At 69.0% G+C, this 26,657-nt stretch carries 25 protein-coding genes; 18 read left to right on the plus strand and 7 right to left on the minus strand.

Features of this window, described 5'->3' with window-relative positions; translation table 11 throughout:
• Positions 1-103: 103 nt before the first annotated feature.
• Positions 104-3,226 (plus strand): type I restriction endonuclease subunit R, encoded by a 3,123-nt coding sequence (locus tag ACFSCU_RS16655; protein WP_377561186.1) that lies wholly within the window; start codon positions 104-106, stop codon positions 3,224-3,226.
• Between the two features lie 17 nt (positions 3,227-3,243).
• Positions 3,244-3,579, plus strand: a complete 336-nt coding sequence (locus tag ACFSCU_RS16660) for a hypothetical protein (protein WP_377561187.1) — start codon at positions 3,244-3,246, stop codon at positions 3,577-3,579.
• A 21-nt stretch (positions 3,580-3,600) separates the two neighbouring features.
• Here the strand turns inward: ACFSCU_RS16660 and ACFSCU_RS16665 are convergent, their stop codons facing one another.
• Together ACFSCU_RS16665 and ACFSCU_RS16670 are read right to left on the minus strand one after the other, a co-directional pair.
• Positions 3,601-4,248 carry a DUF2846 domain-containing protein gene (locus ACFSCU_RS16665; RefSeq protein ID WP_377561188.1) on the minus strand — a complete coding sequence of 216 codons (648 nt, stop codon included), beginning with the start codon at positions 4,246-4,248 and terminating at the stop codon, positions 3,601-3,603.
• A gap of 118 nt (positions 4,249-4,366) precedes the next feature.
• Positions 4,367-5,209: a TatD family hydrolase gene (locus ACFSCU_RS16670; protein WP_180549331.1), complete on the minus strand. Its 843-nt coding sequence runs from the start codon at positions 5,207-5,209 to the stop codon at positions 4,367-4,369.
• A gap of 102 nt (positions 5,210-5,311) precedes the next feature.
• Here ACFSCU_RS16670 and ACFSCU_RS16675 point away from each other — a divergent pair, with 102 nt between their 5' ends.
• From ACFSCU_RS16675 to ACFSCU_RS16735, 14 genes are all read left to right on the plus strand, one after another.
• A complete protein-coding gene (locus ACFSCU_RS16675) occupies positions 5,312-6,244 on the plus strand; it encodes a S1C family serine protease (RefSeq protein WP_377561189.1) in 933 nt (310 codons plus the stop codon).
• Between the two features lie 152 nt (positions 6,245-6,396).
• Positions 6,397-7,410, plus strand: a complete 1,014-nt coding sequence (locus ACFSCU_RS16680; protein ID WP_180551644.1) for an AAA family ATPase — start codon at positions 6,397-6,399, stop codon at positions 7,408-7,410.
• A 241-nt stretch (positions 7,411-7,651) separates the two neighbouring features.
• Positions 7,652-8,698 carry a DUF58 domain-containing protein gene (locus tag ACFSCU_RS16685; protein ID WP_180549333.1) on the plus strand — a complete coding sequence of 349 codons (1,047 nt, stop codon included), beginning with the start codon at positions 7,652-7,654 and terminating at the stop codon, positions 8,696-8,698.
• A 33-nt stretch (positions 8,699-8,731) separates the two neighbouring features.
• Positions 8,732-9,823 carry a VWA domain-containing protein gene (locus tag ACFSCU_RS16690; protein WP_180549334.1) on the plus strand — a complete coding sequence of 364 codons (1,092 nt, stop codon included), beginning with the start codon at positions 8,732-8,734 and terminating at the stop codon, positions 9,821-9,823.
• A gap of 93 nt (positions 9,824-9,916) precedes the next feature.
• Positions 9,917-10,645, plus strand: a complete 729-nt coding sequence (locus ACFSCU_RS16695) for an ABC transporter ATP-binding protein (RefSeq protein WP_257645550.1) — start codon at positions 9,917-9,919, stop codon at positions 10,643-10,645.
• Between the two features lie 186 nt (positions 10,646-10,831).
• Positions 10,832-11,116 carry a cation-transporting P-type ATPase gene (locus tag ACFSCU_RS16700; protein ID WP_257645551.1) on the plus strand — a complete coding sequence of 95 codons (285 nt, stop codon included), beginning with the start codon at positions 10,832-10,834 and terminating at the stop codon, positions 11,114-11,116.
• 15 nt (positions 11,117-11,131) lie between these two features.
• Positions 11,132-11,527 (plus strand): P-type ATPase actuator domain-containing protein, encoded by a 396-nt coding sequence (locus tag ACFSCU_RS18955; protein WP_465264382.1) that lies wholly within the window; start codon positions 11,132-11,134, stop codon positions 11,525-11,527.
• A 2-nt stretch (positions 11,528-11,529) separates the two neighbouring features.
• Entirely contained in the window at positions 11,530-13,359 is a 1,830-nt protein-coding gene (gene mgtA / locus ACFSCU_RS16705) for a magnesium-translocating P-type ATPase (protein ID WP_465264383.1), read from the plus strand.
• Position 13,360: 1 nt separating this feature from the next.
• Positions 13,361-13,939: a DedA family protein gene (locus ACFSCU_RS16710; protein ID WP_180549336.1), complete on the plus strand. Its 579-nt coding sequence runs from the start codon at positions 13,361-13,363 to the stop codon at positions 13,937-13,939.
• 18 nt (positions 13,940-13,957) lie between these two features.
• Entirely contained in the window at positions 13,958-16,321 is a 2,364-nt protein-coding gene (locus ACFSCU_RS16715) for an ABC transporter permease (RefSeq protein WP_377561190.1), read from the plus strand.
• Positions 16,322-16,375: 54 nt separating this feature from the next.
• Positions 16,376-16,627: an AbrB/MazE/SpoVT family DNA-binding domain-containing protein gene (locus tag ACFSCU_RS16720; protein WP_180549337.1), complete on the plus strand. Its 252-nt coding sequence runs from the start codon at positions 16,376-16,378 to the stop codon at positions 16,625-16,627.
• Positions 16,624-17,022 (plus strand): type II toxin-antitoxin system VapC family toxin, encoded by a 399-nt coding sequence (locus ACFSCU_RS16725; RefSeq protein WP_377561191.1) that lies wholly within the window; start codon positions 16,624-16,626, stop codon positions 17,020-17,022. The genes ACFSCU_RS16720 and ACFSCU_RS16725 overlap by 4 nt, the downstream gene beginning before the upstream one ends.
• A gap of 20 nt (positions 17,023-17,042) precedes the next feature.
• A complete protein-coding gene (locus ACFSCU_RS16730; RefSeq protein WP_180549338.1) occupies positions 17,043-18,023 on the plus strand; it encodes an efflux RND transporter periplasmic adaptor subunit in 981 nt (326 codons plus the stop codon).
• Positions 18,024-18,227 carry a permuted SH3 domain-containing protein gene (locus ACFSCU_RS16735; RefSeq protein WP_180549339.1) on the plus strand — a complete coding sequence of 68 codons (204 nt, stop codon included), beginning with the start codon at positions 18,024-18,026 and terminating at the stop codon, positions 18,225-18,227.
• Between the two features lie 206 nt (positions 18,228-18,433).
• Here ACFSCU_RS16735 and ACFSCU_RS16740 read toward each other — a convergent pair whose 3' ends face one another.
• From ACFSCU_RS16740 to ACFSCU_RS16750, 3 genes are all read right to left on the minus strand, one after another.
• A complete protein-coding gene (locus tag ACFSCU_RS16740) occupies positions 18,434-18,757 on the minus strand; it encodes a DUF1622 domain-containing protein (protein WP_308645734.1) in 324 nt (107 codons plus the stop codon).
• Between the two features lie 78 nt (positions 18,758-18,835).
• Positions 18,836-19,549, minus strand: coding sequence for a lipoprotein-releasing ABC transporter ATP-binding protein LolD (gene lolD, locus ACFSCU_RS16745; protein WP_180549340.1), 714 nt, complete (start codon positions 19,547-19,549; stop codon positions 18,836-18,838).
• Between the two features lie 147 nt (positions 19,550-19,696).
• Complete coding sequence (locus ACFSCU_RS16750) at positions 19,697-20,965, minus strand: lipoprotein-releasing ABC transporter permease subunit (protein WP_377561192.1); 1,269 nt, start codon at positions 20,963-20,965, stop codon at positions 19,697-19,699.
• A 75-nt stretch (positions 20,966-21,040) separates the two neighbouring features.
• Between ACFSCU_RS16750 and ACFSCU_RS16755 the strand changes: the two genes are divergently transcribed.
• Entirely contained in the window at positions 21,041-21,979 is a 939-nt protein-coding gene (locus ACFSCU_RS16755) for a phosphoglycerate mutase (RefSeq protein WP_377561193.1), read from the plus strand.
• Positions 21,980-22,079: 100 nt separating this feature from the next.
• Entirely contained in the window at positions 22,080-23,789 is a 1,710-nt protein-coding gene (gene recJ, locus ACFSCU_RS16760) for a single-stranded-DNA-specific exonuclease RecJ (RefSeq protein WP_377561194.1), read from the plus strand.
• Between the two features lie 522 nt (positions 23,790-24,311).
• Here the strand turns inward: recJ and ACFSCU_RS16765 are convergent.
• Positions 24,312-25,313, minus strand: a complete 1,002-nt coding sequence (locus tag ACFSCU_RS16765; protein ID WP_377561195.1) for a Bug family tripartite tricarboxylate transporter substrate binding protein — start codon at positions 25,311-25,313, stop codon at positions 24,312-24,314.
• Positions 25,314-25,399: 86 nt separating this feature from the next.
• Positions 25,400-26,599, minus strand: coding sequence for a CaiB/BaiF CoA transferase family protein (locus ACFSCU_RS16770; RefSeq protein ID WP_180549343.1), 1,200 nt, complete (start codon positions 26,597-26,599; stop codon positions 25,400-25,402).
• Between the last annotated feature and the right edge of the window lie 58 nt (positions 26,600-26,657).

Consider the following 26,657-nt stretch of genomic DNA (forward strand, 5'->3'; position numbering starts at 1 on the left):
TGTCTGCCCTCACCCCTGCCCTCTCCCAGAGGGAGAGGGAGTTCTCTTTGTGGCAGCACGCATGGTCATGATTATTGAAAACGTCAATAAAACCCCAGGCCCCATGACCCTGCACACCGAAGTCCAGCTCGAACGCGACATCTGCACCCACCTTGGCGCGCACGGCTGGCTGTATGCCGAACCCGGCACCGACGGCGATGCCCGCAGCTACGACACCCCGCGCGCGCTGTACCCGCCCGACCTCGTGGCGTGGCTGCAAGCCACCCAGCCCGACGCATGGGACAAGCTGACCCAACTGCACGGCGCCGGTACCGAAGCCGTGGTGCTGGAGCGCCTGCGCAAAGCCCTTGACGACCGGGGCACGCTGGACGTGCTGCGCCACGGCCTGGAGATGATGGGCCTGCGCAAACGTCTCGACCTCGCCCAGTTCAAGCCCGCGCTGGCCATGAACGCCGAGCTGCAGGCCCGCTACGCCGCCAACCGCCTGCGCGTGCTGCGGCAGGTGCGCACCAACCACGACGACATCATCGACCTCGTGCTGCTGCTGAACGGCATTCCGGTGGCCACCGCCGAGATCAAGACCGACTTCACGCAGGACGTGAACCTGGCCATCGACCAGTACCGCTTCGACCGCATTCCGCGCCCCAAGGGCAAGGCCAGCGCCGAACCGCTGCTCGACTTCCCGCGCGGCGCGCTGGTGCACTTCGCCATCAGCAACCGGCTGGTGCACATGGCCACGCGGCTGCTGGGGCCCGCCACGCAGTTCCTGCCCTTCAACCTGGGTGACGCCGGCGGCGCCGGCAACCCGCCCCATGCCGCCGGCCACCGCACCCACTACCTGTGGGAGCAGGTGTGGCAGCGCGATTCGTGGCTCGACATCCTGGGCCGCTACCTGATCGCGCGGCGCGACAGCAAGAAGAAGATCACGGCGGTGCTGTTCCCGCGCTACCACCAGCTCGACGCCACCCGCAAGCTGGTGCAGGCCGTGCTGGCCGACGGGCCGGGGCAGAAGTACCTGATCCAGCACAGCGCCGGCTCGGGCAAGACCAACTCGATTGCGTGGACGGCGCACTTCCTGTCGGACCTGCACGACGCACAGAACCACAAGGTGTTCTCCACCGTGCTGGTCATCAGCGACCGCAACGTGCTCGATGCCCAGTTGCAGGAAGCCATCTACGACTTCCAGCGCACCACGGGCGTGGTCGCCACCATCACCGGCGCCGACGCCAGCAAGAGCCAGCAACTGGCCCAGGCCCTGTCGGGTGACAAGAAGATCGTCGTCTGCACCATCCAGACCTTCCCCTTCGCGCTGGAGGCGGTGCGCGAGCTGGCCGCCACCCAAGGCAAGCGCTTTGCCGTCATCGCCGACGAGGCGCATTCCAGCCAGACGGGCGAATCCGCCGCCAAGCTCAAGGCCGTGTTGACGACCGAGGAACAGCAGGCGCTGGCCGACGGCGGCGAAATCAGCAACGAGGACATCCTGGCCGCCCACATGCAGGCTCGCGCCGGGCAGGATGCCGCCATCAGCACTATCGCCTTCACCGCCACACCCAAGGCCAAGACGCTGGAGCTGTTCGGCCGCCGGCCCGACGCCAGCCAGCCGGCCAGCGAGACCAACCTGCCGCAGGCCTTCCACATCTACAGCATGCGGCAGGCCATCGAGGAGGGTTTCATCCTTGACGTGCTGCAGAACTACACCCCGTACAAGCTGGCCTTCCGCCTGACGCATGAGGGCAAGGACTGGACCGACGCCGAGGTGGACAAGGGCGAAGCCGTGAAGGGGCTGATGCGCTGGGTGCGCCTGCACCCGTACAATATCGCGCAGAAGGTCGCCATCGTGGTCGAGCACTTCGCGGACAACGTCCAACCTCTGCTGAACGGCCACGCCAAGGCCATGGTGGTGACCGCCAGCCGGCAGGAAGTGGTGCGCTGGAAACGCGCCATGGACAAGTACATCGCCGAGCAGGGCTACCCCATCGGCACGCTGGTGGCCTTCTCGGGCGAGGTGCCCGACGCGGACAACGGCAACGAACCCGTGACCGAGAAATCGCCCAGCCTGAACCCCGGCCTGAAAGGCAAGGACATCCGCGAAGCCTTCGCCACGCCCGAGCACCAAATCCTGCTGGTGGCCAACAAGTTCCAGACCGGCTTCGACCAACCGCTGCTGTGCGGCATGTATGTCGACAAGAAGCTGGGCGGCATTCAGGCGGTGCAGACGCTGAGCCGGCTCAACCGCGCCTACAACGGCCCGCATGGACTCAAGGGCACCACCTACGTGGTCGACTTCGTCAACGAGCCGGACGAGGTGCTGGCGGCGTTCCAGGTCTATTACGAGACGGCCGAGCTGTCGGGCGTGACGGACCCGAACCTGATCCTCGACCTGAAGGCCAAGCTGGACGGCAGTGGCCACTACGACGAATTCGAGGTCGACCGGGTGGTGAACGTCGAGCTGGACCCCAAGGCGACGCAGGCGCAGCTCGTCGCCGCCATCGAGCCGGTGGCGGATCGGCTGCTGAAGAAATACAAGGCGGCGAAGCAGACCCAGCAGGCCCACCCGGAATCCAGCCCTGAGCACAAGGACGCCAAGGACGAGCTGGAGGCGCTGGTGCTGTTCAAGCGCGATCTCGGCAGCTATGTGCGCGTGTACGCCTTCCTCGGCCAGCTCTTCGACTACGGCAATACCGCCATCGAGAAGCGCGCCATCTTCTTCAAGCGCCTGCTGCCGCTGCTGGACTTCGGGCGCGAGCGGGACGGCATCGACCTGAGCAAGGTGGTGTTGACGCACCACAAGCTGAAGGAGCAAGGCCAGCGCAGCCTGACCTTGAACGAGACCGATGGGGAATACAAGCTCAAGCCGATGACGGAGCCGGGCAGTGGCCAACTGCAGGACAAGGAAAAGCTGCTGCTGTCGGAAATCCTCGACCGCGTGAACGACCTGTTCGAGGGCGAGCTGACGGATGACGACAAGCTGGTGTACGTGAACAACGTCATCAAGGGCAAGCTGATGGAGTCCGAGGTGCTGGCCGAGCAGGCGCGCAACAACACCAAGGCGCAGTTCGCGGCGTCACCGAACTTCGATGCCGAACTGATGGACGCCATCATCGCGGCGTTCGAGGCGCATCAGGTGATGAGCCGGCAGGCGCTGGATTCGGAGAAGGTGCGGGCCGGCATCAAGAGCATCCTGCTGGGACCGGCCGGGTTGTACGAGGGGTTGAGGGCGGGCTGAAAGAGGATGGCCCGTGTGTGGGCACCTCGCTGTCTGCGGCCGAGCTACCGGGCGCGCCTATCGGATGGAAAGCGGGTTTGCAGCGGCAGGATCTGGTCGCTCGTTCGAAGAACAGTCTTTCGGGGTTCCGCCCAACGGCTGAACGCGACGCCCTCAACGATCCAAACAAAAAAAGCGGCCTTCGGGCCGCTTTTTTGCTTGGCGCCCTCACGTCATTCCAATTCCAGATCAAAGCTGCAATAGCTCGTCATTCCGGCGCAAAGCCTGCCCCGTACCGCGATACGGGGCCGGAATCCAGACGGCGTGTGCGAAGAAACATGGATTCCGGCCTTCGCCGGGATGACGGTGATTGACGCATTGAATCGGCAATGGAATCACTTCAGCAGTTCGGCCCGGCGGCGCTGGTACTCGCGCTCCGACAGCCTGCCCTGGCGCCGCTGCTGCTGCAGCTCGCGCAGGCGTTGTGCGGTGTTGCCGGTGGCCGGGGGTGCCGCGGCCGGTGCGGGGCTTGGCGGGGCCGTGGTCGCAGCGGGGGCGGACCTGCCGGCGGCGCCCGCTGGCGCGATGCTGGCTGCGGCGGCTGACGGCGTGAGCAGGCCCGACTTCTGCACGCCCGCCCGGCCGGTGCCTTCGTCCACCAGATGGAGTTCGGTACGGCCGCGCACGATGCCCACCTTGAACTCCTGCCAGACATAGGTCGCCCGGCCCGCCTGTACCGTGACGGTCAGGCTGGCAGTGTTGTCGCCCCGCGATTCGATGGTGTACTGGCCGGGGTTCAGGTCGAGGCGGAAGAAAGACTGGCCACTGGTGTCGCCCACGCTGACGCCGTTGACCACCACCTCGAGCCCCAGCGCCGCACCCAGCAGTTCGCTGCGGTAGATGTAGAGCGCACCCTTGCCCGGGCGCGTGGTGAAGGCCTTGGCCTGGGCGTCCTCGGCCTCCGAAGCCTTGTGCACGAAGGCGCAACCGCTCAGCCACAGCGCCGCGCCCGGCACGGCCCATACGAGAAGTCTGCGTCGCATTTCAATCCCTCCTGTCGAGCGGGCATTGTGCGGGGCGTTCACGCGCAGGGGTGTTGCAAGAAGTACGGGCCACAGTACGCAGCACAGGGCCGAACAGTGCCCGGCTGCGGCTGCGCCATCAGGGGCCGCGCACCAAGCGCTGCAGGCCGGGCAGCGCAGCCAGCGCGTTGCCGGTAGTCGTCGCGGCCCAGGCTGCTGGCGGCACGCCACGCAGTTGCGCGACTTCGGCCCCGATGCGCGGCAGCTCGCCCGGCTCGTTGCGGCCCTGACCGTGGCCGGCGGCGCGCTGCTCGGCGGTGGCGTAGAGCCAGTGGGGCGGAATGTCGGGGGCGTCGGTTTCCATCACGATGGCATCGGCCGGCAGTTCGGCCGCCAGCGCGCGCAGGCGCGTGGCGCGCTCGTAGGTGACGGCGCCGCCGAAGCCCAGCCTGAAGCCCATGTCCAGAAACATATCGGCCTGCTGGCGGCTGCCGTTGAAGGCGTGGGCGATGCCGCCGGGCACGCCGATCTCGCGCAGGCCCTTCAGCACCTGGTCGACCGAGCGCCGCACGTGCAGGATCACGGGCAGGCCGTGGCGGCCCGCCAGCTTGAGCTGTTCGCGGAAGAAATGCTCCTGCCGCTCGCGCAGCGGGTCTTCGGTGAGTTCGGGCACGAAGTAGTCCAGCCCGATCTCGCCCACGGCCACCAGGCGCGGATCATCGGTGTGGGCGGTGAGCGCCTGGTCCAACCGCGCGAGGGCGTCGTGCAGCGCCCATTGCACGTACATCGGGTGGATGCCCAGGGCATAGGCGTCGCCGAAGCGGTGCGCCAGCGTGCGCACCGCCTCGAAGGCCGTCACCTCGACCGCCGGAATCACGCAGAGTGCTACGTTTTCAGAAGCTGCCCGCGCCCGCACGGCGGCCACGTCGGCCGAAAAATTGCCTGCATCCAGGTGGCAGTGGGTGTCAATCCAGAAGGCCATGGCAGCATCATGCCCGAGCCGGGCGTGGGGTGAACACCCTCGCACAAGCGGCGTGAACCGTGCTACCTTCCCAAGCATGTGTCCGGTTGTCAGGTGACCTGCATGCGTCGAACCGCGCTCTACAGTCGTTCCACCCCTCGCCCTGCTGTGCCTACGGAGGTCGATCCGCCAGTGCAAGAGGCCGTGGCCGAGTCGCCCGAGGCCGCCGCAAGGCCAGCGCGGCACCAACGGGCGGGCGCGTTCGCACGTCACCCCGGCACGTTGTGGGCCGCCATTGCGGCGCTCGCCCTGGCGCTGGCCCTGCCCGACACGCCCTGGCGCGCGCCGGCGCAGCGCAAGCTGACGCAGGACGATATCAACGCCGCCGTGATGCACACGCTGACCCAGAAAACCCTGCCCTCGCAGGCCGCGCGCGCCGCCGCCGCCGTGGGCCCCTCTCTGGTGCGGGTGGAGGGCGACATTCCCGGTCGGAAAGGCCGCAAGGGCCCAGCCGAGATGGGCCGTGGCGTGGGCTCGGGCGTGGTGATCATCGACAACGGCACCATCCTGACCAACTTGCATGTGGTGCAGGAAGCCGAGTCCATCACCGTGACCTTTGCCGACGGCACCGAGTCGCCCGCCGCCATCGTCAACGTGCAGCCCGAGAACGACCTGGCCGTGCTGCGCGCGCAGAAGATCCCTGACGACCTGCAGGCCGCCACCATGCGCTCCACCGCCGACCTGCTGCCGGGCGACGAGGTGGTGGCCATCGGCTTTCCGTTCGGCATCGGGCCCTCGGTGTCGGCGGGCGTGGTGTCGGGGCTCAAGCGCGGCTTCAAGTCGCCCGAGGGCGGGCAGGTGATGAGCAACCTGATCCAGTTCGACGCCGCCGCCAACCCCGGCAACTCGGGCGGGCCGCTGGTGACGATGGACGGCCAGGTGGTGGGCATCGTCACCGCCATCCTCAACCCCACGCCGGCGCGCACCTTTCTGGGCATCGGCTTCGCGGTGCCCATTGAAAACGCTGCCACCGCCGCCGGCCAACCGCCGTTCTAAGAGATGCACCCCCCCCCTGAGTCGCTGACGCGCCTTCCCCCCTCTGCTGTGCGAGGGGGGACAACGCCAGTCGCCGGCGCAGGTCCGTCGATGGCGTTCGCTGGCATGGCCTGCTCCGCGGCCATCTGATTTTCTGGAGTATCAACTGCATGATGACGACCGAACAATCCTTCCGGCAAGACCCCGCCACCGCCGAGCTGATGGAGCAGATCCTCTACGAGGTCAAGCGCATCGTGGTCGGACAGGACCGCTTTCTGGAGCGCGTGATGGTCGCCCTGCTGTCCGGCGGCCACCTGCTGATCGAGGGCGTGCCGGGGCTGGCCAAGACCCTGACGGTGAAGACGCTGGCCAGCGTGCTGCAGGGCCAGTTCAAGCGCATTCAGTTCACGCCCGACCTGGTGCCGGCCGATCTGATCGGCACGCGCATCTACAACCAGAAGACGGGCGACTTCAGCACCGCGCTGGGCCCCGTGTTCACCCACCTGCTGCTGGCCGACGAGATCAACCGCGCGCCGGCCAAGGTGCAAAGCGCACTGCTGGAGGTGATGCAGGAGCGCCAGGTCACCATTGCCGGGCAGACGCACTTCGTGCCCGAGCCCTTCCTGGTGATGGCCACGCAGAACCCCATCGAGACCGAGGGCACCTACCCGCTGCCCGAGGCGCAGGTCGACCGCTTCATGATGAAGGTGCTGGTGGACTACCCCACCGACGAGGAAGAGTTCGTCATTGCCCAGCGCGTGACCGGCCCGCGCATCGACGTGAACCCCGTCGCCAGCATGGAGCAACTGGCCGCGCTGCAACGCCAGTGCCGGCAGGTGTATGTCGATCCGTCGCTGGTGCAGTACGCCGTCAAGCTGGTGTCGGCCACGCGCACACCGGGCGAGATCGGGCTGAAGGACCTGGTGCCCATGCTCACCTTCGGCGCCAGCCCGCGCGCCACCATCGGCCTGATCGAAGGCGCCAAGGCGCTGGCCATGATGCGCGGCCGCACCTACGCCCTGCCCGAGGACATGAGCGACCTGGTGCCCGACGTGCTGCGCCACCGCCTGGTGCTGTCGTACGAGGCACTGTCCGAAGGGCTGTCGGCCGACCAGATCGTGCTGCGCATCATGGCCAAGGCGCCGCCGCCGCCCAAGCCGCTGGCGCATGAGAAGCAGGCCGCATGAGCATGCACGCCCACGCCTCCGTTGTAGGAGCAGCCTTGGCCGCGATGCAGCGCCCTGCCCTGCACCGCGGCCCCATCGCGGGCAAGCCCGCTCCCACAAAAACCATAGCTGCCTGCGCTGATGGGATGGGCGCTGCAGCCCGAAAACACCCTGAACCTGTGGGAGCGGCCTTGGCCGCGATGGGCACATCGCTTGGCGCTGCCGGTCATCGCGGCCAAGCCGGCTGCCACACCGTCACGCCATGATCCGCTGGCTGCGCCGCGACAAAGCCCCGCTGCCGCACGCGGTGCCCAATCCAGCCCGCGCCGCGGCAGCCGATGCATCGCCGCCCAGCGCCGAGCACGTGCTGCGCCGGCTCGAATGGTCGGTGCTCAAGCGGCTCAACGGCGTGCTGCTGGGCGACTACCGCACGCTGATGCGCGGCAGCGGGCTTGATCTGGCCGACCTGCGCGAATACCAGATGCACGACGACGTGCGCCACATCGACTGGAACGTGACGGCGCGCATGCAGACGCCGCACGTGCGCGTGTTCACCGAAGACCGCGAGATGGCGGCGTGGTTCCTGCTCGACCTGAGTCCGTCGGTCGACTTCGGCTCCGGCATGCTGCGCAAACGCCAGGTGTCGGCCGAGTTCGTCGCCGTGCTGGCCCGGCTGCTGACGCGGCACGGCAACCGCGTGGGCGCGCTGCTGTACGGCGCGGGGGTCGAGAAGATGATCCCGGCCCGCGCCAGCCGCGCGCATGTGCTGCACCTGCTGCACGCCATGCAGCAGGTGCAGCCTTCAGTCACTACAAATAAGAGAGCTGGTCGCGCAGAACAGACAAGCGCTGGCGGCACAAAACTCTCTGAACTGCTGCTGGCCGCCGCCAACGCCATCCACCGCCGCTCGACCATCTTCGTGGTGTCGGACTTCATCAGCGAGCCGGGCTGGGAGAAGCCGCTGGGCCAGCTGGCGTTGCGCCACGAGGTGGTGGCCGTGCGCCTGACCGACCCGCTGGAGCTGGCCCTGCCCGACCTGGGCCTGCTGACCCTGCGCGACGCCGAAACCGGCGAGCAATTGCTGGTCGACACGCACAACCCGACCTTCCGCAAGCGCTTCGCCGCCATCGCCGCCCAGCGCGAGGCCGACTTGCGTCAATCGCTGGCGCGCGCCGGCGTGGACACGCTGGAGCTGTCGACCGACGACGACATGGCGCAAGCCATCGTGCGCTTCACCGAGTTGCGTCGGCAACGCGCCCGGCTGGCCGCCGGTGGGGGCATGCCGGCGCATCTTCGCAAAACCGCCTGAGCGCGCGACAATGGACCGCAGTTGTACCCTGCCATGAACTTCACCTGGCCTGCCTTCCTGAAATGGCCTGCGGCGCTGCCGCAGCCCGGCTTCCTGTGGCCGCAGTTCCTGTGGCTGCTGCTGCTGTTGCCGCTGCTGGTGCTGCTGTACCTGTGGCTGCAGCGACGCAAGCAGAAGCTGGCGGTGCGCTACGCCAGCCTGGCCATCGTGAAGGAGGCCATGGGCAAGGGCCCCGGCTGGCGCCGGCACCTGCCTCCGCTGCTGCTGCTGGGCGCGCTGGGCGCCATGCTGCTGGCCAGCGCGCGGCCGGTGGCGCTGGTGGCGCTGCCGTCGAACCAGCAGACCATCATCCTGGCCATGGACGTGTCGGGCAGCATGCGCGCCGCCGACGTGGAGCCCAACCGCCTGGTGGCGGCGCAGAACGCGGCCAAGGCCTTCCTGAAAGACCTGCCGCGCGACGTCAAGGTCGGCATCGTGGCGTTTGCCGGCTCGGCCCAGGTGGCGCAGTTGCCCACGCTGAACCGTGAGGACCTCGTCACCGCCATCGACCGCTTTCAGCTGCAGCGCGCCACGGCCACGGGCAACGCCATCGTCATCTCGCTGGCCACGCTGTTCCCCAACGCCGGCATCGAGCTGCAGCAGCTCAGCTTCGACCGCATGCGCGGCATGGGCCGCTCGCTCGACCAGCCGCCGCCCAAGCAGGCCGAGTTCATCCCGGTGCCGCCGGGCTCGTACACCTCGGCCGCCATCATCATGCTGACCGACGGCCAGCGCACCACCGGGGTCGACCCGCTGGACGCCGCCAAGATGGCGGCCGACCGGGGCGTGAAGGTGTACACCGTGGGCGTGGGCACGGTGGACGGCGAGACCATCGGCTTCGAAGGCTGGTCGATGCGCGTGCGGCTGGACGAGGAAACCCTGAAGGACGTCGCCCAGCGCACCGCCGCCGAGTACTACTATGCCGGCACCGCGCAAGACCTGAAGAAGGTGTACGAGAACCTCAGCAGCCGCCTGACGCTGGAGAAGAAGGAAACCGAGATCTCCGCCCTGTTCGCCCTGGCGGGCGCGCTGCTGGCCCTGCTGGCGGCGGGGCTGTCGATGCTGTGGTTCAACCGCATCCTCTGAATTTCAAGCAAAATCGGCCTTCAGGCCAATACTGGCGGGCGCAAGCAGCTATTTTTTAGATAGCAAACGAAACCGACACATCGCCCCGCCACCATGTCGAGCATGGGCTCCCCTTCCGATACCGTCATCTTCAAGGCCCAGGGCCTGACCAAGGTCTACGCCATGGGCGACGTCGAGGTGCACGCGCTGCGCGGCGTCGATCTGGAACTGCGCGCGGGCGAATTCGTGGTCATGCTCGGCCCCTCGGGCAGCGGCAAGTCGACGCTGCTCAACATCCTGGGCGGGCTCGACGTGCCCACCGATGGCCAGGTCTGGTACCACGGCGAGGACCTGACCCGCGCCGGCGACGCGCGGCTGACGCGCTTCCGGCGCGAGCACGTGGGCTTCGTGTTCCAGTTCTACAACCTCATCCCCAGCCTGACGGCGCGCGAGAACGTGGCCATCGTCACCGACATAGCGCCCGATCCGCTGCCGCCCGAGGACGCGCTGGCGATGGTCGGCCTGGGCGAGCGGCTGGATCATTTCCCGGCGCAGCTGTCGGGTGGCGAACAGCAGCGCGTGGCCATTGCCCGCGCCATTGCCAAGCGCCCGGTGGTGATGCTGTGCGACGAGCCGACCGGCGCGCTCGATTCGGCCACCGGCGTGCGCGTGCTGGAGGCGCTGGAGCGCGTCAACACCGAGATGGGCACCACCACCGTCATCATCACGCACAACGCCGACATCGCCCGCATGGCGCAGCGCGTGCTGTGGATGCAGGACGGCCGCATCGTGCGCGAGCAGACCAACACCGAACGCGTGGCCGCCAGCGCGCTGACCTGGTGAAACGTCGTGAGCTTGGACCTGCTTTTCTTGAACGCAAAGGACGCGGAGATTTCGCAGAGGGCGCAGAAGAAACCTTCTGCTTTCTCTGCGCAACTTCCGCGTCCTCTGCGTCCGGCGATTCGTGACCCGCTCGAGCCGCCGTCATCCCCATCCATCCAGCGCCCGATTCACTGAAACGAAGCTCCGATGGCCACCACCGATTCCATAACGACCGCGCCCGGACTGACGAGCGCCGAAGCCGCCGAGCGGCTGGCGCGCTTCGGCCCCAACCAGCTGAAAGCCCGGCGCCAGAGCGCGCTGCTGCAGTTCCTGTCGCGCTTTCTCAACCCGCTGGTGCTGATCCTGCTGGCCGCCAGCGCCATCTCGGCCGCCACCGGCGACGTCACCAGCGCCACCGTGGTGGCGGTGATGGTGCTGCTGTCGGTGATCCTCGACTTCGTGCAGGAGCACCGCGCCGGCCAGGCGGCCTAAAAGCTCGCCACGCAGGTGGCGCTGAAGGTGCAGGTGCTGCGCGACGGCCAGCCGCAGCAGCGGCCCGCCGCCGAACTGGTGCCGGGCGACGTGGTGCTGCTGTCGGCGGGCGACCTGATCCCGGCCGACGCGCAGGTGCTCGAGGCCAAGGACTTCTTCGTCAACCAGGCGCTGCTGACCGGCGAGCCTTACCCCGTCGAGCGCCACGCCGGCGCGCCGACAGACGACGCGGCCTGGGATGCGGAAGCCGACAGCGCCATCTTCATGGGCAGCTCGGTGGTCAGCGGCTCGGCCCGCGCGCTGGTGATGCGCACCGCCAAGCGCACCGCCATCGGCCAGATCGCCACCAGCCTGGAAAGCCGCCGCCGCCCACCGCCTTCGAGATCGGCACGCGCCGCTTCGGCCTGCTGATCATGCGGCTCACGTTGCTGCTGGTGCTGTTCACGCTGCTGGTCAACGTGGCGTTTCACCGGCCACTGCTCGAATCCTTTCTGTTCGCCGTCGCGCTGGCGGTGGGGCTGACGCCCGAGCTGCTGCCGATGGTGGTCTCGGTCACGCTGGCGCGCGGCGCCATGCGCATGGCGGCGCAGAAGGTGATCGTCAAGCGGCTGACCGCGATCCAGGACATGGGCGCCATGGACGTGCTGTGCACCGACAAGACCGGCACGCTGACCGAGGCCAAGATCCGGCTGGAAAAGCACGTCGATCCGCAGGGCAACGAGAGCGACCGCGTGCTGGAGCTGGCGTATCTGAACAGCTTCTTCGAGAGCGGCCTGAAGAGCCCGATGGACGACGCCATCCTCGCGCACCAGCACATCGACGTGAGCGGCTGGACCAAGATCGACGAAGTGCCGTTCGACTTCGAGCGGCGCCGCGTGTCGGTGCTGGTGGAACGTGGCGCTGACCGCCTGCTGATCGTCAAGGGTGCGCCGGAAGACGTGCTGCGCCTGTGCACGCACTATGAATGCGATAGCTGCCTGCGCCCGCCAGACGGGCGCCAGCAGCCAAAAACCTTCGATACCGAAGCGCAGGCGCAGGTGCGGGCGCTGTTCGACCGGCTGGGCGCCGACGGCTTTCGCGTGCTCGCGGTGGCCACCAAGCGCGAGCCCGAGACGCTGGTCGATGCCGTGGTCGACGACGAGAGCGAGCTGGTGCTCGCCGGCTTCGCCGCCTTCCTCGACCCGCCCAAGGCCAGCGCCAAACCCGCCCTTCAGGCGCTGGCCGCCAGCGGCGTGGCGGTGAAGATCATCACCGGCGACAACGAGCAGGTTGCGCGCCACGTGTTCGGCGAGCTGGGCATTCCCGTCACCGGCGTGCTGACCGGCGCCGAGATCGGTGCCATGAACGACGACGCGCTGCGCGCCCGCGTGGAAGACGTGAACCTGTTCGCACGCGCCAACCCGCAGCAGAAGAACCGCGTGCTGCTGGCCCTGAAGGCACGCGGCCACGTGGTCGGCTACATGGGCGACGGCATCAACGACGCGCCCTCGCTGCACACCGCCGACGTCGGCATCTCGGTGGACAGCGCGGTCGATGTCGCCAAGCAGGCCGCCGCCATGATCCTGCTCGAGAACGACCTCAACGTGCTCTACGCCGGCATCCGCGAGGGCCGGCGCACCTTCGGCAACGTGATGAAGTACATCATGATGGCCACCAGTTCCAACTTCGGCAACATGTTCAGCATGGCGGCGGCCACGCTGTTCTTGCCCTTCCTGCCGATGCTGCCGCTGCAGATCCTGCTCAACAACTTCCTCTACGACCTGTCGGAGCTGCCGATCCCGCTCGACAATGTGGACGAGCAGGACCTGGCCCGGCCGCGCCGCTGGGACATGGCGTTCATCCGCGACTTCATGGTCTGCATCGGGCCGATCAGTTCGATCTTCGACTTCCTGACCTTCTGGCTGCTGCTGAAGGTGCTTCATGCGGACGAGACGCTGTTTCACACCGGCTGGTTCGTCGAATCGCTGGCCACGCAGGTGCTGGTGATCTTCGTCATCCGCACGCGCGGCAGCCCGTTCGCCAGCCGCCCGCACCCGGCCCTGCTGCTGACCTCGCTGGGCATCGTGGGCGTGGCCATGGTCCTGCCCTTCACGCCGCTGGCGGGCATGCTGGGCTTCACGCCGCTGCCGCCCGAGTTCTTCGGCCTGCTGGCGGGGCTGATGATCGTCTACCTGGTGCTGGTCGAGATCGTCAAGCGCTGGTTCTACCGCCGCCTGGCGCAGCGCCAAGGCGCGCCTGCCTGACATGGACCTGGCCGCCCTGATCGGCACCTACGGCTACTGGGCCGTCGCGCTGGGCTGCCTGCTGGAAGGCGAGACGGTGCTGCTGCTGGCCGGCTTCGCGGCGCACCGCGGCTACCTGCAGTGGCCGGTGGTGGTGGCCGTGGCGGCGGCGGCAGGTTTCGCGGGCGACATGGCCTTCTTTCTGCTGGGGCGGCGCTTCGCGCCGCAGATCCTCGCGCGCTGGCCGCAGGTCGCGGCACAGCGCCAGCGGCTGGATGGCTGGCTGCAACGCTACGGCGCCTGGGTGGTGGTCTCGGTGCGCTTTCTGTACGGCTTCCGCATCGCCGGGCCGGTGCTGATCGGCGCCAGCGGCATGGCCTGGACGCGCTTTGCCGCGTTCAACGCCCTGGGCGCCGTGCTGTGGGCCGTGCTGCTCACCGGCCTCGGCTGGTTCTTCGGCCAGGCGGCGCAGGCGCTGCTGGGCAAGGCGCAGCACTACGAGGGCTGGCTGGCACTGGGCGTGATCGTGGTGGCGCTGGGCTACGCGCTGTGGTCGCGCCGGCGCGCGCGGCGCGGTGCCGGGCCTGGGCAGGGTCGTTAGGGCAGGAGCGACGCCGCGATGCAAGCCATACACCGCAAGGCGCTGCGCGATCTGTGGCTGATGCGCGGGCAGGCGCTGGCCATCGCGCTGGTCATCGCCTCGGGCATTGCCATGCTGGTGATGTCGCAATCCACGCTCGAATCGCTGCGCGACACGCGGGCGCTGCTGTATCAGCAATACCGCTTCTCCGACGTGTGGGCGCAGGTCAAGCGCGCGCCTGAACATGTGGCCGAGCGTGTGGCCACCCTGCCCGGCGTGGCCGAGGTGGAAATGCGCGTGATCACCAGCGGCAAGCTGCAGGTGCCCCGCTTTGGCGAACCGGCAGAAGCGCTGGTGCTGTCGCTGCCCGACAGCGGTGAGCCGCTGCAGAACCGCCTGTACCTGCGTGCCGGCCGCATGCTGGCCCCGTTTGCGCACGGTGAGGTGCTGATCAGCGACGCCTTTGCGCAGGCGCACGGACTGAAGCCCGGCGACCGTCTGCGCGCCACGGTGTACGGGCGCTCGCAATGGTTCACCATAGTCGGCATCGCGGTTTCACCCGAGTACCTGTACCAGGTCAAGCCCGGCGCCATGCTGCCCGATTACAAGCGCTTCGGCATCGTGTGGGCGCACCGGCGCGCGCTGGAGGCGGCACTGAACATGGACGGCGCCTTCAACCAGCTCACCGCCACGCTGGTGCCCGGGGCCAACGAGCGCGAGGTGATCGACGCCATCGACCGCACGCTGGCGCGCTATGGCAGCCGCGGCGCGGTGGGCCGGTCAGAGCAGCAGTCGGCCGCCATCCTGAACGACGAGTTCAAGCAGCTGGCCACCATGGCGCGGCTGTTTCCGGCCATCTTCCTGGGCGTGGCCGCCTTCTTGCTGAACGTGGTGTTCAAGCGCCTGATCGGCATGCAGCGCGACCAGGTGGCCATCCTCAAGGCCTTTGGCTACAGCACGCTGCAGGTGGCGCTGCACTACGGGCTGATCGTCACGCTGATCTGCGCGCTCGGCACCGTGCTGGGCGTGGCCCTGGGCGCCTGGCTGGGCACCCACCTGGCGGGGCTGTACCAGGCCAACTTCCGCTTTCCGTTCCTGCACTTTTCCATCGGCCTGCCGGTGGTGGCCCTGGGCGCCGGCGTGAGCCTGCTGGCGGCGCTGGCTGGCACCGGCTATGCGGTGTTTGCCGCCGCGGGCGAGCCGGTGGCGCAGGCCATGCGCCCGCCCGCGCCGGAGCGCTTCAGGCGCACGCTGGTGGAGCGCCTGGGCCTGACGCGCTGGCTGTCGCAGCCTACGCGCATCATCTGGCGCCAGCTGGAGCGCCGGCCCGGCATGGCGTTGATGTCCATCATCGGGCTGGCGCTGGCCGGCGGCATCATGCTGATGTCCAGCTTTCAGACCGGCTCGATCAACTTCATGGTCGAGCACACCTTCCGGCTCGGCCAGCAGCACGACCTGTCGGTCACCTTCATCGAAGCCAGCTCGCGCCAGGCCGCGCACGAGTTGCGCGCGCTGCCGGGCGTGCAGCATGCAGAAGGCATCCGCACGGTGGCGGTGCGCCTGCGCCATGAAAACCACCACGTGCTCAGCAGCATCGAAGGCCTGCCCCCCAGCAGCACCTTGCGCAGCCCGGTCGACACCGAGATGCGCCGCGTGACGCTGCCGCCCGGCGGCGTGGTGCTCGGCGACTACCTGGCCAAGCGCCTGCACGTGGGCGTGGGCGACAGGGTGCAGGTGGAAGTACTCGAAGGCCGGCAGAAGCGGCTGGAACTGCCGGTCACGCAGCTGGTGGAAGAGTTCCTGGGCCTGCGCGCCTACATGGATCTGGACGCCCTCAACCGCGCGCTGGGCGATGGCGACGTCATCAGCGGCGCGCTGCTCACCGTGGCCCCCGAAGCCCAGACCCGCGTGCTGCACGAGCTGGACCGCCGCCCGCGCGTGGCCGGGGCCGAGTCGCGCCTGGCCGCCATCAACTCGTTCTACGACACGCTGGCGCAGACCACCCGCCTGTTCAGCTGGATGGCTGCGCTGATGGGCGCGATCATCAACTTCGGCGTGGTCTACAACTCGGCGCGCATCGCCCTGGCCGAACGCGGGCGCGAGCTGGCCAGCCTGCGTGTGCTGGGCTTCACCCAGAACGAAGTGGCCTACATCCTGCTGGGCGAGCTGGCCTTGCTGGTGTTGATCTCCATCCCGCTCAGCTTTGCCGCCGGCTACGGCCTGGCGTGGCTGCTGGCGCAGGGCATGCAGTCGGACTCGAACCGCGTGCCGGTGGTGCTGACGGCTTCGGGCTACGCGATGGTCGCGCTGGTTACCGTGGTCAGCGCCGTGCTGTCGTCGCTGGCGGTGTACTGGCGCATCCGGCAGCTCGACATGATCGGCGTGCTGAAGACGCGCGAGTAGCGTTCGAGCACCCAGGTAATTAAAATATTCATTGCATTCATCAAAGGCACCGCCATGACCTCTTTGAGCATCACCATGAAGGGCCAAGTCACCCTCAAGCGCGACCTGTTGCAGCACCTGGGCCTCAAGCCAGGCGAGCGCATCGAACTCGACAAGCTGCCGGGCGGCGAGTTGCGCCTGCGGGCAGCACGGCCGGCCGGCACCATCGACAGCTTCATCGGCCGGCACAAGGGCAGGCTGAAAAAGCCGTTGACCATCGACGAGATGAACGACATCGCCGCCGCCGGCTGGGCGGGCGAGCCGTGAAAATCTCCGTCGACACCAATGTGCTGGTGCGTGCCGTGCTGCAAGATGACGCCAGCCAGGGCGAAGCCGCCGCCACGCTGCTGAGAAGCGCGTCGCTGATCGCTGTGTCCCTGCCCTGCCTGTGCGACTTGGTATGGGTGCTGCGCCGGGGGGCCAAGCTGTCCGTCGCCGATGTGGCGTTGACCATCCGCGACCTGCTTGGCGCGGGCAACGTGGTGATGAACCGTCCCGCCGTCGAGGCTGGCCTGGCCGTGCTGGAGGCGGGCGGCGACTTCGCCGACGGCATCATGGCCTACGAAGGCGAATGGCTGGGCGGCGAAACCTTTGTGTCCTTCGATCGCCAGGCCGTGGCGTTGTTGACCCAGCAAGGACAGGCCGCGCGCCTGCTGGACTGACCTGATCAAGACCCCAACCCATGACCCGCAAGACCATTTATTGGCTGCTCGCCGCCGTGGCGCTGGCCGTGCTGGCGTGGGCGGCGATGCGCGAGCCGGTGCAGCTGGCCAGCACCGCGACCGTCACGCGCGGGCCGCTGGAAGTGAGCTTTCAGGAAGAAGGCAAGACGCGGCTGAAACAGCGCTACGTGGTCACCGCGCCGGTGGCCGGCATGGTGCGCCGCATTGCGCTGCAGCCGGGCGACGCGGTACGCGCCGGCCAGGTGCTGGCCGAGATCGAGCCGGCCACCAGCCAACTGCTTGACCCGCGCTCGCGCAGTCAGGCGCAGGCCGAACTACGCGGCGCCGAGGCGCAACTGGCCGCCGTGCGTCAGCGCATCGGCGCCGCGCAGGCCGCCGACCGGCTGGCGCAGACCGACCTGCGCCGCGCGCAGACGCTGCAGGGCGCCGGCGCCGTGTCGCAGGAGTACCTGGACAACGCCCGCGCCCGCGCCACCTCGACCGGCGCTGAACTCGCCGCCGCCCACGCCGACGAGCGCGCCGCCACCGAGCGCGTGAACGCCGCGCGCGCCCTGCTGGCCGACGAGGGGCGCGCCAGCGGCACGGCCAAGGTGCTCACGGTGACCGCGCCGGTGGCTGGCCGCGTGCTCAAGCGCCCGGTGGAAAGCGCCACGCCCGTGCCCATCGGCCAGGTGTTGATGGAGATCGGCGATCCGGCGCTGCTGGAGATCGAGGCCGAGGTGCTGTCGACCGACGCCGTGCGGCTGGCGCCCAGCCTGCCGGCGCGCATGCTGCGCTGGGGCGGCGAAGGCGTGCTGCAAGCGCGCATCGCCCGCATTGAACCCGGCGGCTACACCAAGGTGTCGGCGTTGGGCGTGGAAGAGCAGCGCACGCGCGTCATCCTCGACTTCGACACCCCGCGCGAGCAGTGGGCCGCGCTGGGCGATGCCTTCCGCGTGGAGGTCGAATTCATCGTGCAGCGCGAAGCTGACGTGCTGTAAGTGCCCGGCAGCGCGCTGTTCCGCACGGGCGACGGCTGGGCCGTGTACCGGCTGGAAGGCGGCAAGGCGCGGCGCACGCCGGTGAAGATCGGCCTGCGCTCGGCCACGGCGGCGCAGGTGCTGGAGGGGCTGGACGCGGGCCAGCGCGTGATCGTGCAGCCCGACGACCGCATCGTGGACGGCACGCGGATCAGCGCGCCTTGATGGAAGAAGTGCTTGATGAGCCACCAGTCTCGGACACTGTTGTGGGAGCGGGCTTGCCCGCGATGAGGCGCCTCGCCCCCACGAGCGCTTGATCGCGGGCAAGCCCGCTCCCACAGTGCGGATGCGCTCCGCGCCGCATCCGCGACGTCTGGATGATCAACAAAAAGTGCCTATAACGCCCGTCCAGACTGCGCGAACAGCTATCGTTACCGTAGCGAATCGTCCTGACGGGAGTCGCGGTCTCGCCCGTCCGCGCGGCTTTGCCAGGGCCAGCGCCCTTCCAGTTCCACCTGCAGCGCCATGCTGAGAAAGGTGCGGATCAGCACGATCACGCCCAGCACCAGCACGCCGTCCAGCGTGGGCGTGATGGCCACGGTGCGGATGATGTCGGCGGCGATCAGGATCTCCAGCCCCAGCAGGATGCCGCGTCCCAGGTCCTGCCGCAGCATGCGAAAGCCGTCGGCGCGTGCACGCCCGGTGGTGGCATAGCGCACCGCCGCCACCAGCAGGCCGACCACGATGGCCAGCACGCCGGCGGCGTCGATGACGATGCCGACGGCCTCGATGACGGTGCGGATTCGGTCATCACGAAGCCTCCTGCTCGCGCCTCAGGCGCCGTCCAGCCGGCCCCGGTCCAGCCGCAGCGCACGGCCGCAACGCGCCGCCAGCGCGTCGTCGTGCGTGACCAGCACGAAGGCGGTGCCGTGGTTGCGCGCCAGCTCCATCATCAGCGCGAACACGGCATCGGCGGTGGCGCGATCCAGGTTGCCGGTAGGCTCGTCGGCCAGCACGCAGGCCGGTTGCGTGACCAGCGCACGGGCGATCGCCACGCGCTGGCGCTCGCCACCCGACAGCTCGGCCGGGCGATGGTGCACGCGCGAGGCCAGGCCCACCTGCCCCAGCATGCGCTCGGCCACCCTGGCGGCCTCTTCGCGCGACTGGCGGCGAATCCACAGCGGCATGGCCACGTTCTCCAGCGCGCTGAATTCGGGCAGCAGGTGGTGGAACTGGTAGACGAAGCCCAGGTGCGTGTTGCGCAGCGCGCCCTGCGCGGCGGGCGACAGGCCGGAAAAATCATGCCCCATCAGCCGCACGCTGCCGGTGGTGGGCGCGTCCAGCCCGCCCAGCAGGTGCAGCAGCGTGCTCTTGCCCGAGCCCGACTGACCCACGATGGCCAGCGTTTCGCCGGCGTTCACCGCCAGATCGACGCCGTGCAGCACCGTCACGTCGAGCGGGCCTTCGTGGAAACGCTTGGTGACGGCCTGTGCTTCCAATACGGCCTTGGCACTTGCAGAATACGCGTGGACAGCTTCTGAATTCATAGCAACCCTTCACAAGGGCTGCGCAGCAAGCCCTTTCTGGCGGCCGCGGAGCAGGCCACGCCGGAACGCCGTGGTCGGGGTCCCCCCGACCACCAGCGTTGTCCCCCCTCCGGGGGGATGCCGCGTGAGCGGCTCAGGGGGGAGCCGTTACTCATAGCGCAAAGCCTCCGCGGGATTCACGCGGCTGGCGCGCCAGCTTGGGTAAATGGTCGCCACGAAAGCCAGCAGCAGCGAGATCACCGCGATCGGCACGATGTCGCTGGCCTGCGGGTCGCTGGGCATTTTGCTGATCAGGTAGATGTCCTTGGGCAGGAAGCTGGCGCGGAACACGCCTTCCAGGAAGGGCACGATGACGTCGATGTTGAAGGCGATCAGCAGCCCCAGCGCCAGCCCCGCCAGCGTGCCGATCACGCCCACCAGCGCGCCCTGCACGATGAAGATCTTCATGATGCTGGCCGGGCTCGCCCCCAGCGTGCGCAGAATGGCGATGTCGGCGCGCTTGTCCTGCACCGTCATCACCAGCGTGCTGACCAGGTTGAACGCGGCCACGGCCACGATCAGCGTGAGGATGATGAACATCATGCGCTTCTCGAGCTGCACGGCGGCGAACCAGGTGCGGTTCTGGCGCGTCCAGTCCAGCAGCAACAGATGGCCGCTCAGGCTGCCGGCCAGCTGGTCAGTCACCTGTCGCGCCTGGTGCAGGTCGCGCAGCTTCAGGCGAATGCCCGTCGGCCCCTCCAGGCGGAAGATGCGCGCGGCGTCGTCCATGTGCAGCATGGCCAGTGCCGAGTCGTATTCGTAGTGGCCGCTGCTGAAGGTGCCCACCACCGTCATCTGCTTCAGGCGCGGCACCACGCCGGCGGGCGTGACCTGGCTGCTGGGCGCGATCAGCGTCACCTGGTCGCCCTCGCCCACGCCCAGCTTGCGCGCCAGGTCGCTGCCCAGCAGGATGCCGAACTCGCCCGGCACCAGCTTGGGCAGCAGCGTGTCGCGCATCTCGGCGGCCACGTCGGTCACGTTGGGCTCCAGCGCCGGGTCGATGCCGCGCACGATGGCGCCCTGCATGGTCTCGCCGCGCGCCAGCAGGCCCTGCGCGCCGATGAAAGGCGCGGCGCCGATCACCTCGGGGTGCTGGCGCACCTCGGTCAGTGTGCGGGCCGGGTCGGGCAGCGCGCCGCCATCGGGCGAGAACACCTCGACGTGCGAGATCACGCTGAGCATGCGGCCGGCCACGTCCTTCTGAAAGCCGTTCATTACGCTCAGCACGATGATCAGCGCCGCCACGCCGAGGGCGATGCCCAGCATCGACGCCGCCGAGATGAACGAGATGAAGCCGTTGCGCCGCGTCGCCCGCCCGGCGCGCGTGTAGCGCCAGCCGAGCAGCAATTCATAAGGCCAGCGTTGGGACAGGGACATGGGATCGGGTGGCAGGGCGCGCGGAACGGGCCTGGAGGCAAAGGGGGCAATTCTCGCATCCTCCACAATCCGGCCGTGCCCGAGACTTTTCACCTGCTGATTGCCGACGCCCACCCCCTGCTGCCCGAAGGCAGCGCCCTGCCCGCGCTGCCGCCGCTGCCCCGGCTAGAGGCGCTGCTCAGGCGTCTGCAGGTCAGCGACACCCTCACCTGCGACGACGACGCGCCCGACACCCCCCTCGAGCGCGCCCTGGCCCACGCCCACGGCCTGCCCGGCGCGCCCGGCCAGGTGCCGTGGGCGGCGTTCGACACCGCTACCCTCGGCACGCCCTGCGCCTGGCTGCGGCCCTGCCACTGGCAGCTGGGCATGGACCACATCACCCTGCTGCCGCCCAAGCAACTGCTGTTGACCGAAGCCGAATCGCGCGCCTTGCTGGCCGCCGTGCAGCCGCTGCTGCAGGAAGACGGCCTGACGCTGACCTACCAGCGCCCCGACGCCTGGCTGGCGCAGGGCGAGCTGCTGCGCGGGCTGACCACCTGGTCGATGGCGCGCGCCGCGCAGCAGCCGCTGACGCGCGAGGTGCTGTCGCACGCGCCCACACCCGCACAAAGCGCGCACCTGCGCCGGCTGCAGAACGAGCTGCAGATGCTGCTCTACACCCAGCCCGTGAACGATGCGCGCGAGCAGGCTCGGCAGCCGCCGGTGAACGCGCTGTGGACCGAAGGCGCGGGCGTGCTCGACCACGCCATCGCCCCCAACCCGGCCGTGCAGGTCGATGCGCGCCTGGCCCCCGCCGCCACGCCCGACCTCGCCGCCTGGCAGGCAGCGTGGCAGGCCATCGACGCCGACAGCGTGGCGCAGCTCGCCCAGCAACTGGCCGCGGGCGCCGACGTGCGCCTGACCCTGTGCGGCCCCCGCCGCGCCATCACGCTGAAGCGCGGCACCGGGCTGGGCTTCAGGGTTTCAAGCCTTTTCAGCCCCCAGCGCTTATCCAGTCTGCGCGAGCAGCTATGAATATTGATGCAGGAGCGGGCTTGCCCGCGATGAGCGGCGGATACGAACGGTGCGCCCCATCGCGGCCACGGCCGCTCCCACAAGAAAACCACCCGCTTCCATGAAGATTGAAATCCGCGACGTTCCCCCCCGCGCCGCCTGGGCGCTGGAGCAGGCCGGCGTGCACCCGCTGCTGGCGCGCCTGTTCGCGGCGCGCGGCGTGACCAGCCGCGACGAGCTGGACGACGGCCTGGCGCGCCTGCTGCCGCCCGCGGGCTTGAGAGGCGTGCAAGAAGCCGCCGTGCTGCTGGCCGATGCCATCGCCGCGCAACAGCGCCTGTGCATCGTGGCCGACTACGACTGCGACGGCGCCACCGCCTGCGCCGTGGGCATCCGCGGCCTGCGGCTGCTGGGTGCGCAGCATGTGAGCTATCTGGTGCCCGACCGCGTGGTCGACGGCTACGGGCTCACACCGCCCATCGCCGAGCGCGTGGCGGCCCAAGGCGCCGACGTGCTGATCACGGTGGACAACGGCATCGCAAGCGTCGAGGGCGTGGCGCGCGCGCGCGAACTGGGCCTGAAGGTGCTGGTGACCGACCACCACCTGCCGGGCAGCGAGTTGCCTTCGGCCGACTGCATCGTCAACCCCAACCAGCCCGGCTGCGATTTCGAGAGCAAATCGATCGCCGGCGTGGGCGTGATGTTCTACGTGCTGATGGCGCTGCGGGCCGAGTTGCGGCAACGGGGCGCTTTCGACCAGGCCACACAGCCGAAGCTCGATGCCTTGCTGCCACTGGTGGCGCTGGGCACCGTGGCCGACGTGGTGCGGCTCGACGCCAACAACCGCCGCCTGGTCGCGCAGGGCCTCAAGCGCATCCGCGCCGGGCAGTTGCCGGTGGGCCTGTCCGCTCTTTTTTCCGTAGCTGCCCGCGCAAGCCAGAAGGCGACCACCTTCGATTTCGGCTTCGCCCTGGGCCCGCGCATCAACGCCGCCGGCCGCCTGGCCGACATGACGCTGGGCATCGAACTGCTGCTGACCGACGACGCGGCGCGCGCCGACGAGCTGGCGCGCACGCTCGACGGCATCAACCGCGAGCGGCGCGAGATCGAGGGCGGCATGCGCGAGCAGGCCATGCAGATCGCCGAGGGGCTGTTCGATGTCGAGGATGAACCACCCAGCGCTATCGCCGTGTTCGACCCCGACTTCCACGAAGGCGTGGTCGGCATCGTCGCCGCGCGGCTGAAGGACCGGCTGCACCGCCCCACCTTCGTCTTCGCCGCCAGCAGCGCGCCAGGGCGCGAGCACGAGCTGAAGGGCTCGGGCCGCTCGATCCCCGGCTTTCACCTGCGCGATGCGCTGGATCTGGTGGCCAAGCGCCACCCGGGCGTTTTGTCTAAGTTCGGAGGCCACGCCATGGCCGCCGGCTGCACGATTGCCGAAGAACACTTCGACACCTTCGAGCAGGCGCTGCAGCAGGTGGCCGCCGAATGGCTGGACGCCGCCACGCTGACGCGCCGGCTGGAGACCGATGGCCCCCTGCCGCCCGAATACCGCCGCCCCGACATGGTGGACACGCTGCACCGCGAGGTGTGGGGCCAGGGCTTTGCGCCACCGGTGTTCAGCGAGGAGGTGGAAGTGATCAGCCAGCGGCTGGTGGGCGAGAAGCACCTGGCGCTGAAGCTGCGCCACCAGGGCCAGCCGGTGGACGGCATCTGGTTCGGCCACACCGAGCCGTTGCCGGCGCGGGCGCAACTGGCCTTCCGGCTGGAGGCGGACGAATGGCAGGGCGTGCGGCGCGTGCGGCTGTTGGTGGAGGGGGTCGCTGGCTGAGCCTGCGCGTGCGTGGCGGGTGGGGCTTTTGTGGGAGCGGCCTTGGCCGCGATGGGCTTCGTGGGGGTGGCAGCGCTGCATCGCGGCCAAGGCCGCTCCCACAAAGACAGGGAGACACGCATACTCCCTCATAAACACGCCGCCAGCGCCCGTTCAGAAAGCGCTACAAGCAGATACTCCCCTATTCACCCTCCCCCCACTGGGGGAGGGCCGAGGTGGGGGCCGGGGTGGGGGCCGCGCCGCATGCACCACGACAAGGAGTTGCCCCCATCCCTGCCTTCCCCCAGAGGGGGAAGGAGTCACAGCGTGACGGCAACGCTCGCTCTGCCGAAGCCACATACCCCTCTATATTCAGGCCGCCAGCGCCTGTCCAACAAGCTCTGCAGGCAGATACCCCCCTATTCACCCTCCCCCGCTGGGGGAGGGCCGGGGTGAGGGCCGCGCCGCATGCGCCACGGCAGGTGCGGCCCCCATCCCTGCCTTCCCCCAGCTGGCGAAGTCGCCGCAGCGCCGCGGCGGCGCTCACTCCACCAGGATCTTGTTGTCCTTGATGACCTTGCCCCACTTGTCGAATTCGGCCGTGACGTAGCGGCCGGTTTCCTGCGGCGTGCGGTAGCCGGCGTAGCAGCCGGCGCCGACCAGGCGGTCCTGCACTTCCTTGATGGCCAGCACGGCCTTCAGCTCGGTGGTCATGCGCTCGATGGCGGCGGCGGGCGTGCCCTTGGGGGCCATCATGGCGCCGATGGAGACGGCCTCGAAGCCGGTGAAGCCCTGCTCGGCCACGGTCTTCACGTCGGGCACGATGCTGACGCGCTTGGGCGAGCCGACGGCCAGCGCGCGCAGCTTGCCGCTCTTGATGTGCGGCAGCGCGGCGACGAGGTCGGAGAACATCACCGGCACCTGGCCGCCCAGCAGGTCGTTCATGGCCGGAGCGCTGCCCTTGTAGGCGATGTGCTGCGCCTGGAAGCCGCCCTGCTGCTTGAGCAGCTCCATGCTCAGGTGGCCAAAACTGCCGGGGCCGGCGGTGGTGTAGTCGAGCTTGCCGGCACGCGCCTTGGCCTCGGTGATCAGGCCGGCCAGGTCGGTCACCTTGGGCAGCGACGCGGCGTTGACGACCAGCACGATGGGCAGGTCGTACACCATGCCCACGGGCAGCAGGTCGTTGACGGGGTGGAACTGCGCGCTTTTGTACAGGTGCGGCGCCAGCATGGTGGGCGTGGCCAGCATGACGAAGGTGTAGCCGTCGCCGGGGGCTTTCAGCACCTGCTGGTAGGCGATGGAGCCGGAGGCGCCGGGGCGGTTCTCGATCACCACCGTCTGGCCCAGGCGCTCGCCCAGGTATTGCGCGGTGATGCGCGAGCCGGTGTCGGTGGGGCCGCCGGGCGGCCAGGGCACCACCAGCTTGATGGGCTTGGTGGGCCAGCTTTGCGCGCGCGCGCCCACGCCGGCCAGCAAGGCGCCGGTGGCCACCAGCGCGCTGCGGCGCGTGACGGTGAAGCGCGAGGGTGTCGATGGCTTGTGCATGTCTCAGGTCTCCTGTTTACTACAAAACAAAGAGCTGCCGGCGCTTGCTGGGTGGGCACTGGCGGCCGAAATCAATCAAAAAAACCTCACACCACGCCGGCTGCGCGCAGGGCGTCGACACCGGCGGCATCCAGCCCCAGGCGCTCATGCAGCACGGCGGCGGTGTGCTCGCCCAGCATGGGCGGCGGCAGGCGCACCGGCATGCGCGCGCCCTCGAAGCGGTAGGGCGGCGCCTGCACCGGCACGGGGGTGCCGTCGGTCAGCTGCGTCTGCAGCACGCCGCCAGCGGCCTGCGTGCGAGGGGATGTCAGCGCCTCCATCACGCCCAGCACCTCGCCGCAGGGGATGCCGGCCTGGGCCAGCGCCTCGAGCAGGTCGTGGCGCGGGCGGCGGGCCAGCTCGGCCTTGATGAGCGGCAGCAGCTCGTGCCGGTGGATGGAGCGTGCGGCGTTGGTGGCGTAGCGCTCGTCCTCGGCCAGCTCGGGGCGCTGGATGACGTCGCGGCAGAAGCGCTGGAACTGCGCGTTGTTGCCCACGGTGACAACCAGCGGGCCGTCGGCCGCGTCGAACACGCCGTAGGGCACGATGGACGGGTGCGCGTTGCCGTACTTGGGCGGATCGGCCTGCTGGATCAGCGCCTCCATGCCGTAGTAGACGGACAGCATGATGCCGCAGTCGTGCAGGCACAGCTGCACGTGGCGGCCCTGGCCATTGCGCTCGCGCGCCCACAGCGCCGCCAGAATGGCCTGCCCGGCCGACATGCCGGTGAACAGGTCGACCATGGCCACACCGAACTTCAGCGGCGCCTGGCCCTCCTCGCCGTTCAGGCCCATCAGGCCGGTTTCGCCCTGCACCACCAGGTCGTAGCCGGGGCGCGCGGCCTCGGGGCCGGTGGGGTCGTAGCCGGTGATCGAGCAGTACACCAGGCCGGGATGGGCGGCGGCCAGGGTGTCGTAGTCCAGCCCCATCTTCGCCGTGCCGCCGAACTTGAAGTTCTGGATCACCACATCGCTTTGCAGCGCCAGCTCGCGCGCGATGCGCTGGCCCTCGGGCTGCTGCAGATCGAGCGTGATGGACCGCTTGTTGCGGTTCATGCTGTTGAAGTAGGCGCTGTTGCGCGCGCCGGTGCGCACGCCCCAGTCGCGCGTGTCGTCGCCGCGCGCGGGGTGTTCGACCTTGACCACGTCGGCGCCCAGGTCGCCCAGCACCTGCGCGGCCAGCGGGCCGGCCAGCACGCGCGACAGATCGAGCACCCGCAGGCCCGAGAGAGGAAGAGAAGCGTTCATGTGTTTCGCGAAGATACGGCCAGCCCGGCCGCGCCAAAATGACTCAGCATAAGCTAAT

Origin of the sequence: Ottowia beijingensis (assembly GCF_042680925.1) — a bacterium.
GTDB classification, from domain to species: domain Bacteria; phylum Pseudomonadota; class Gammaproteobacteria; order Burkholderiales; family Burkholderiaceae_C; genus Ottowia; species Ottowia beijingensis.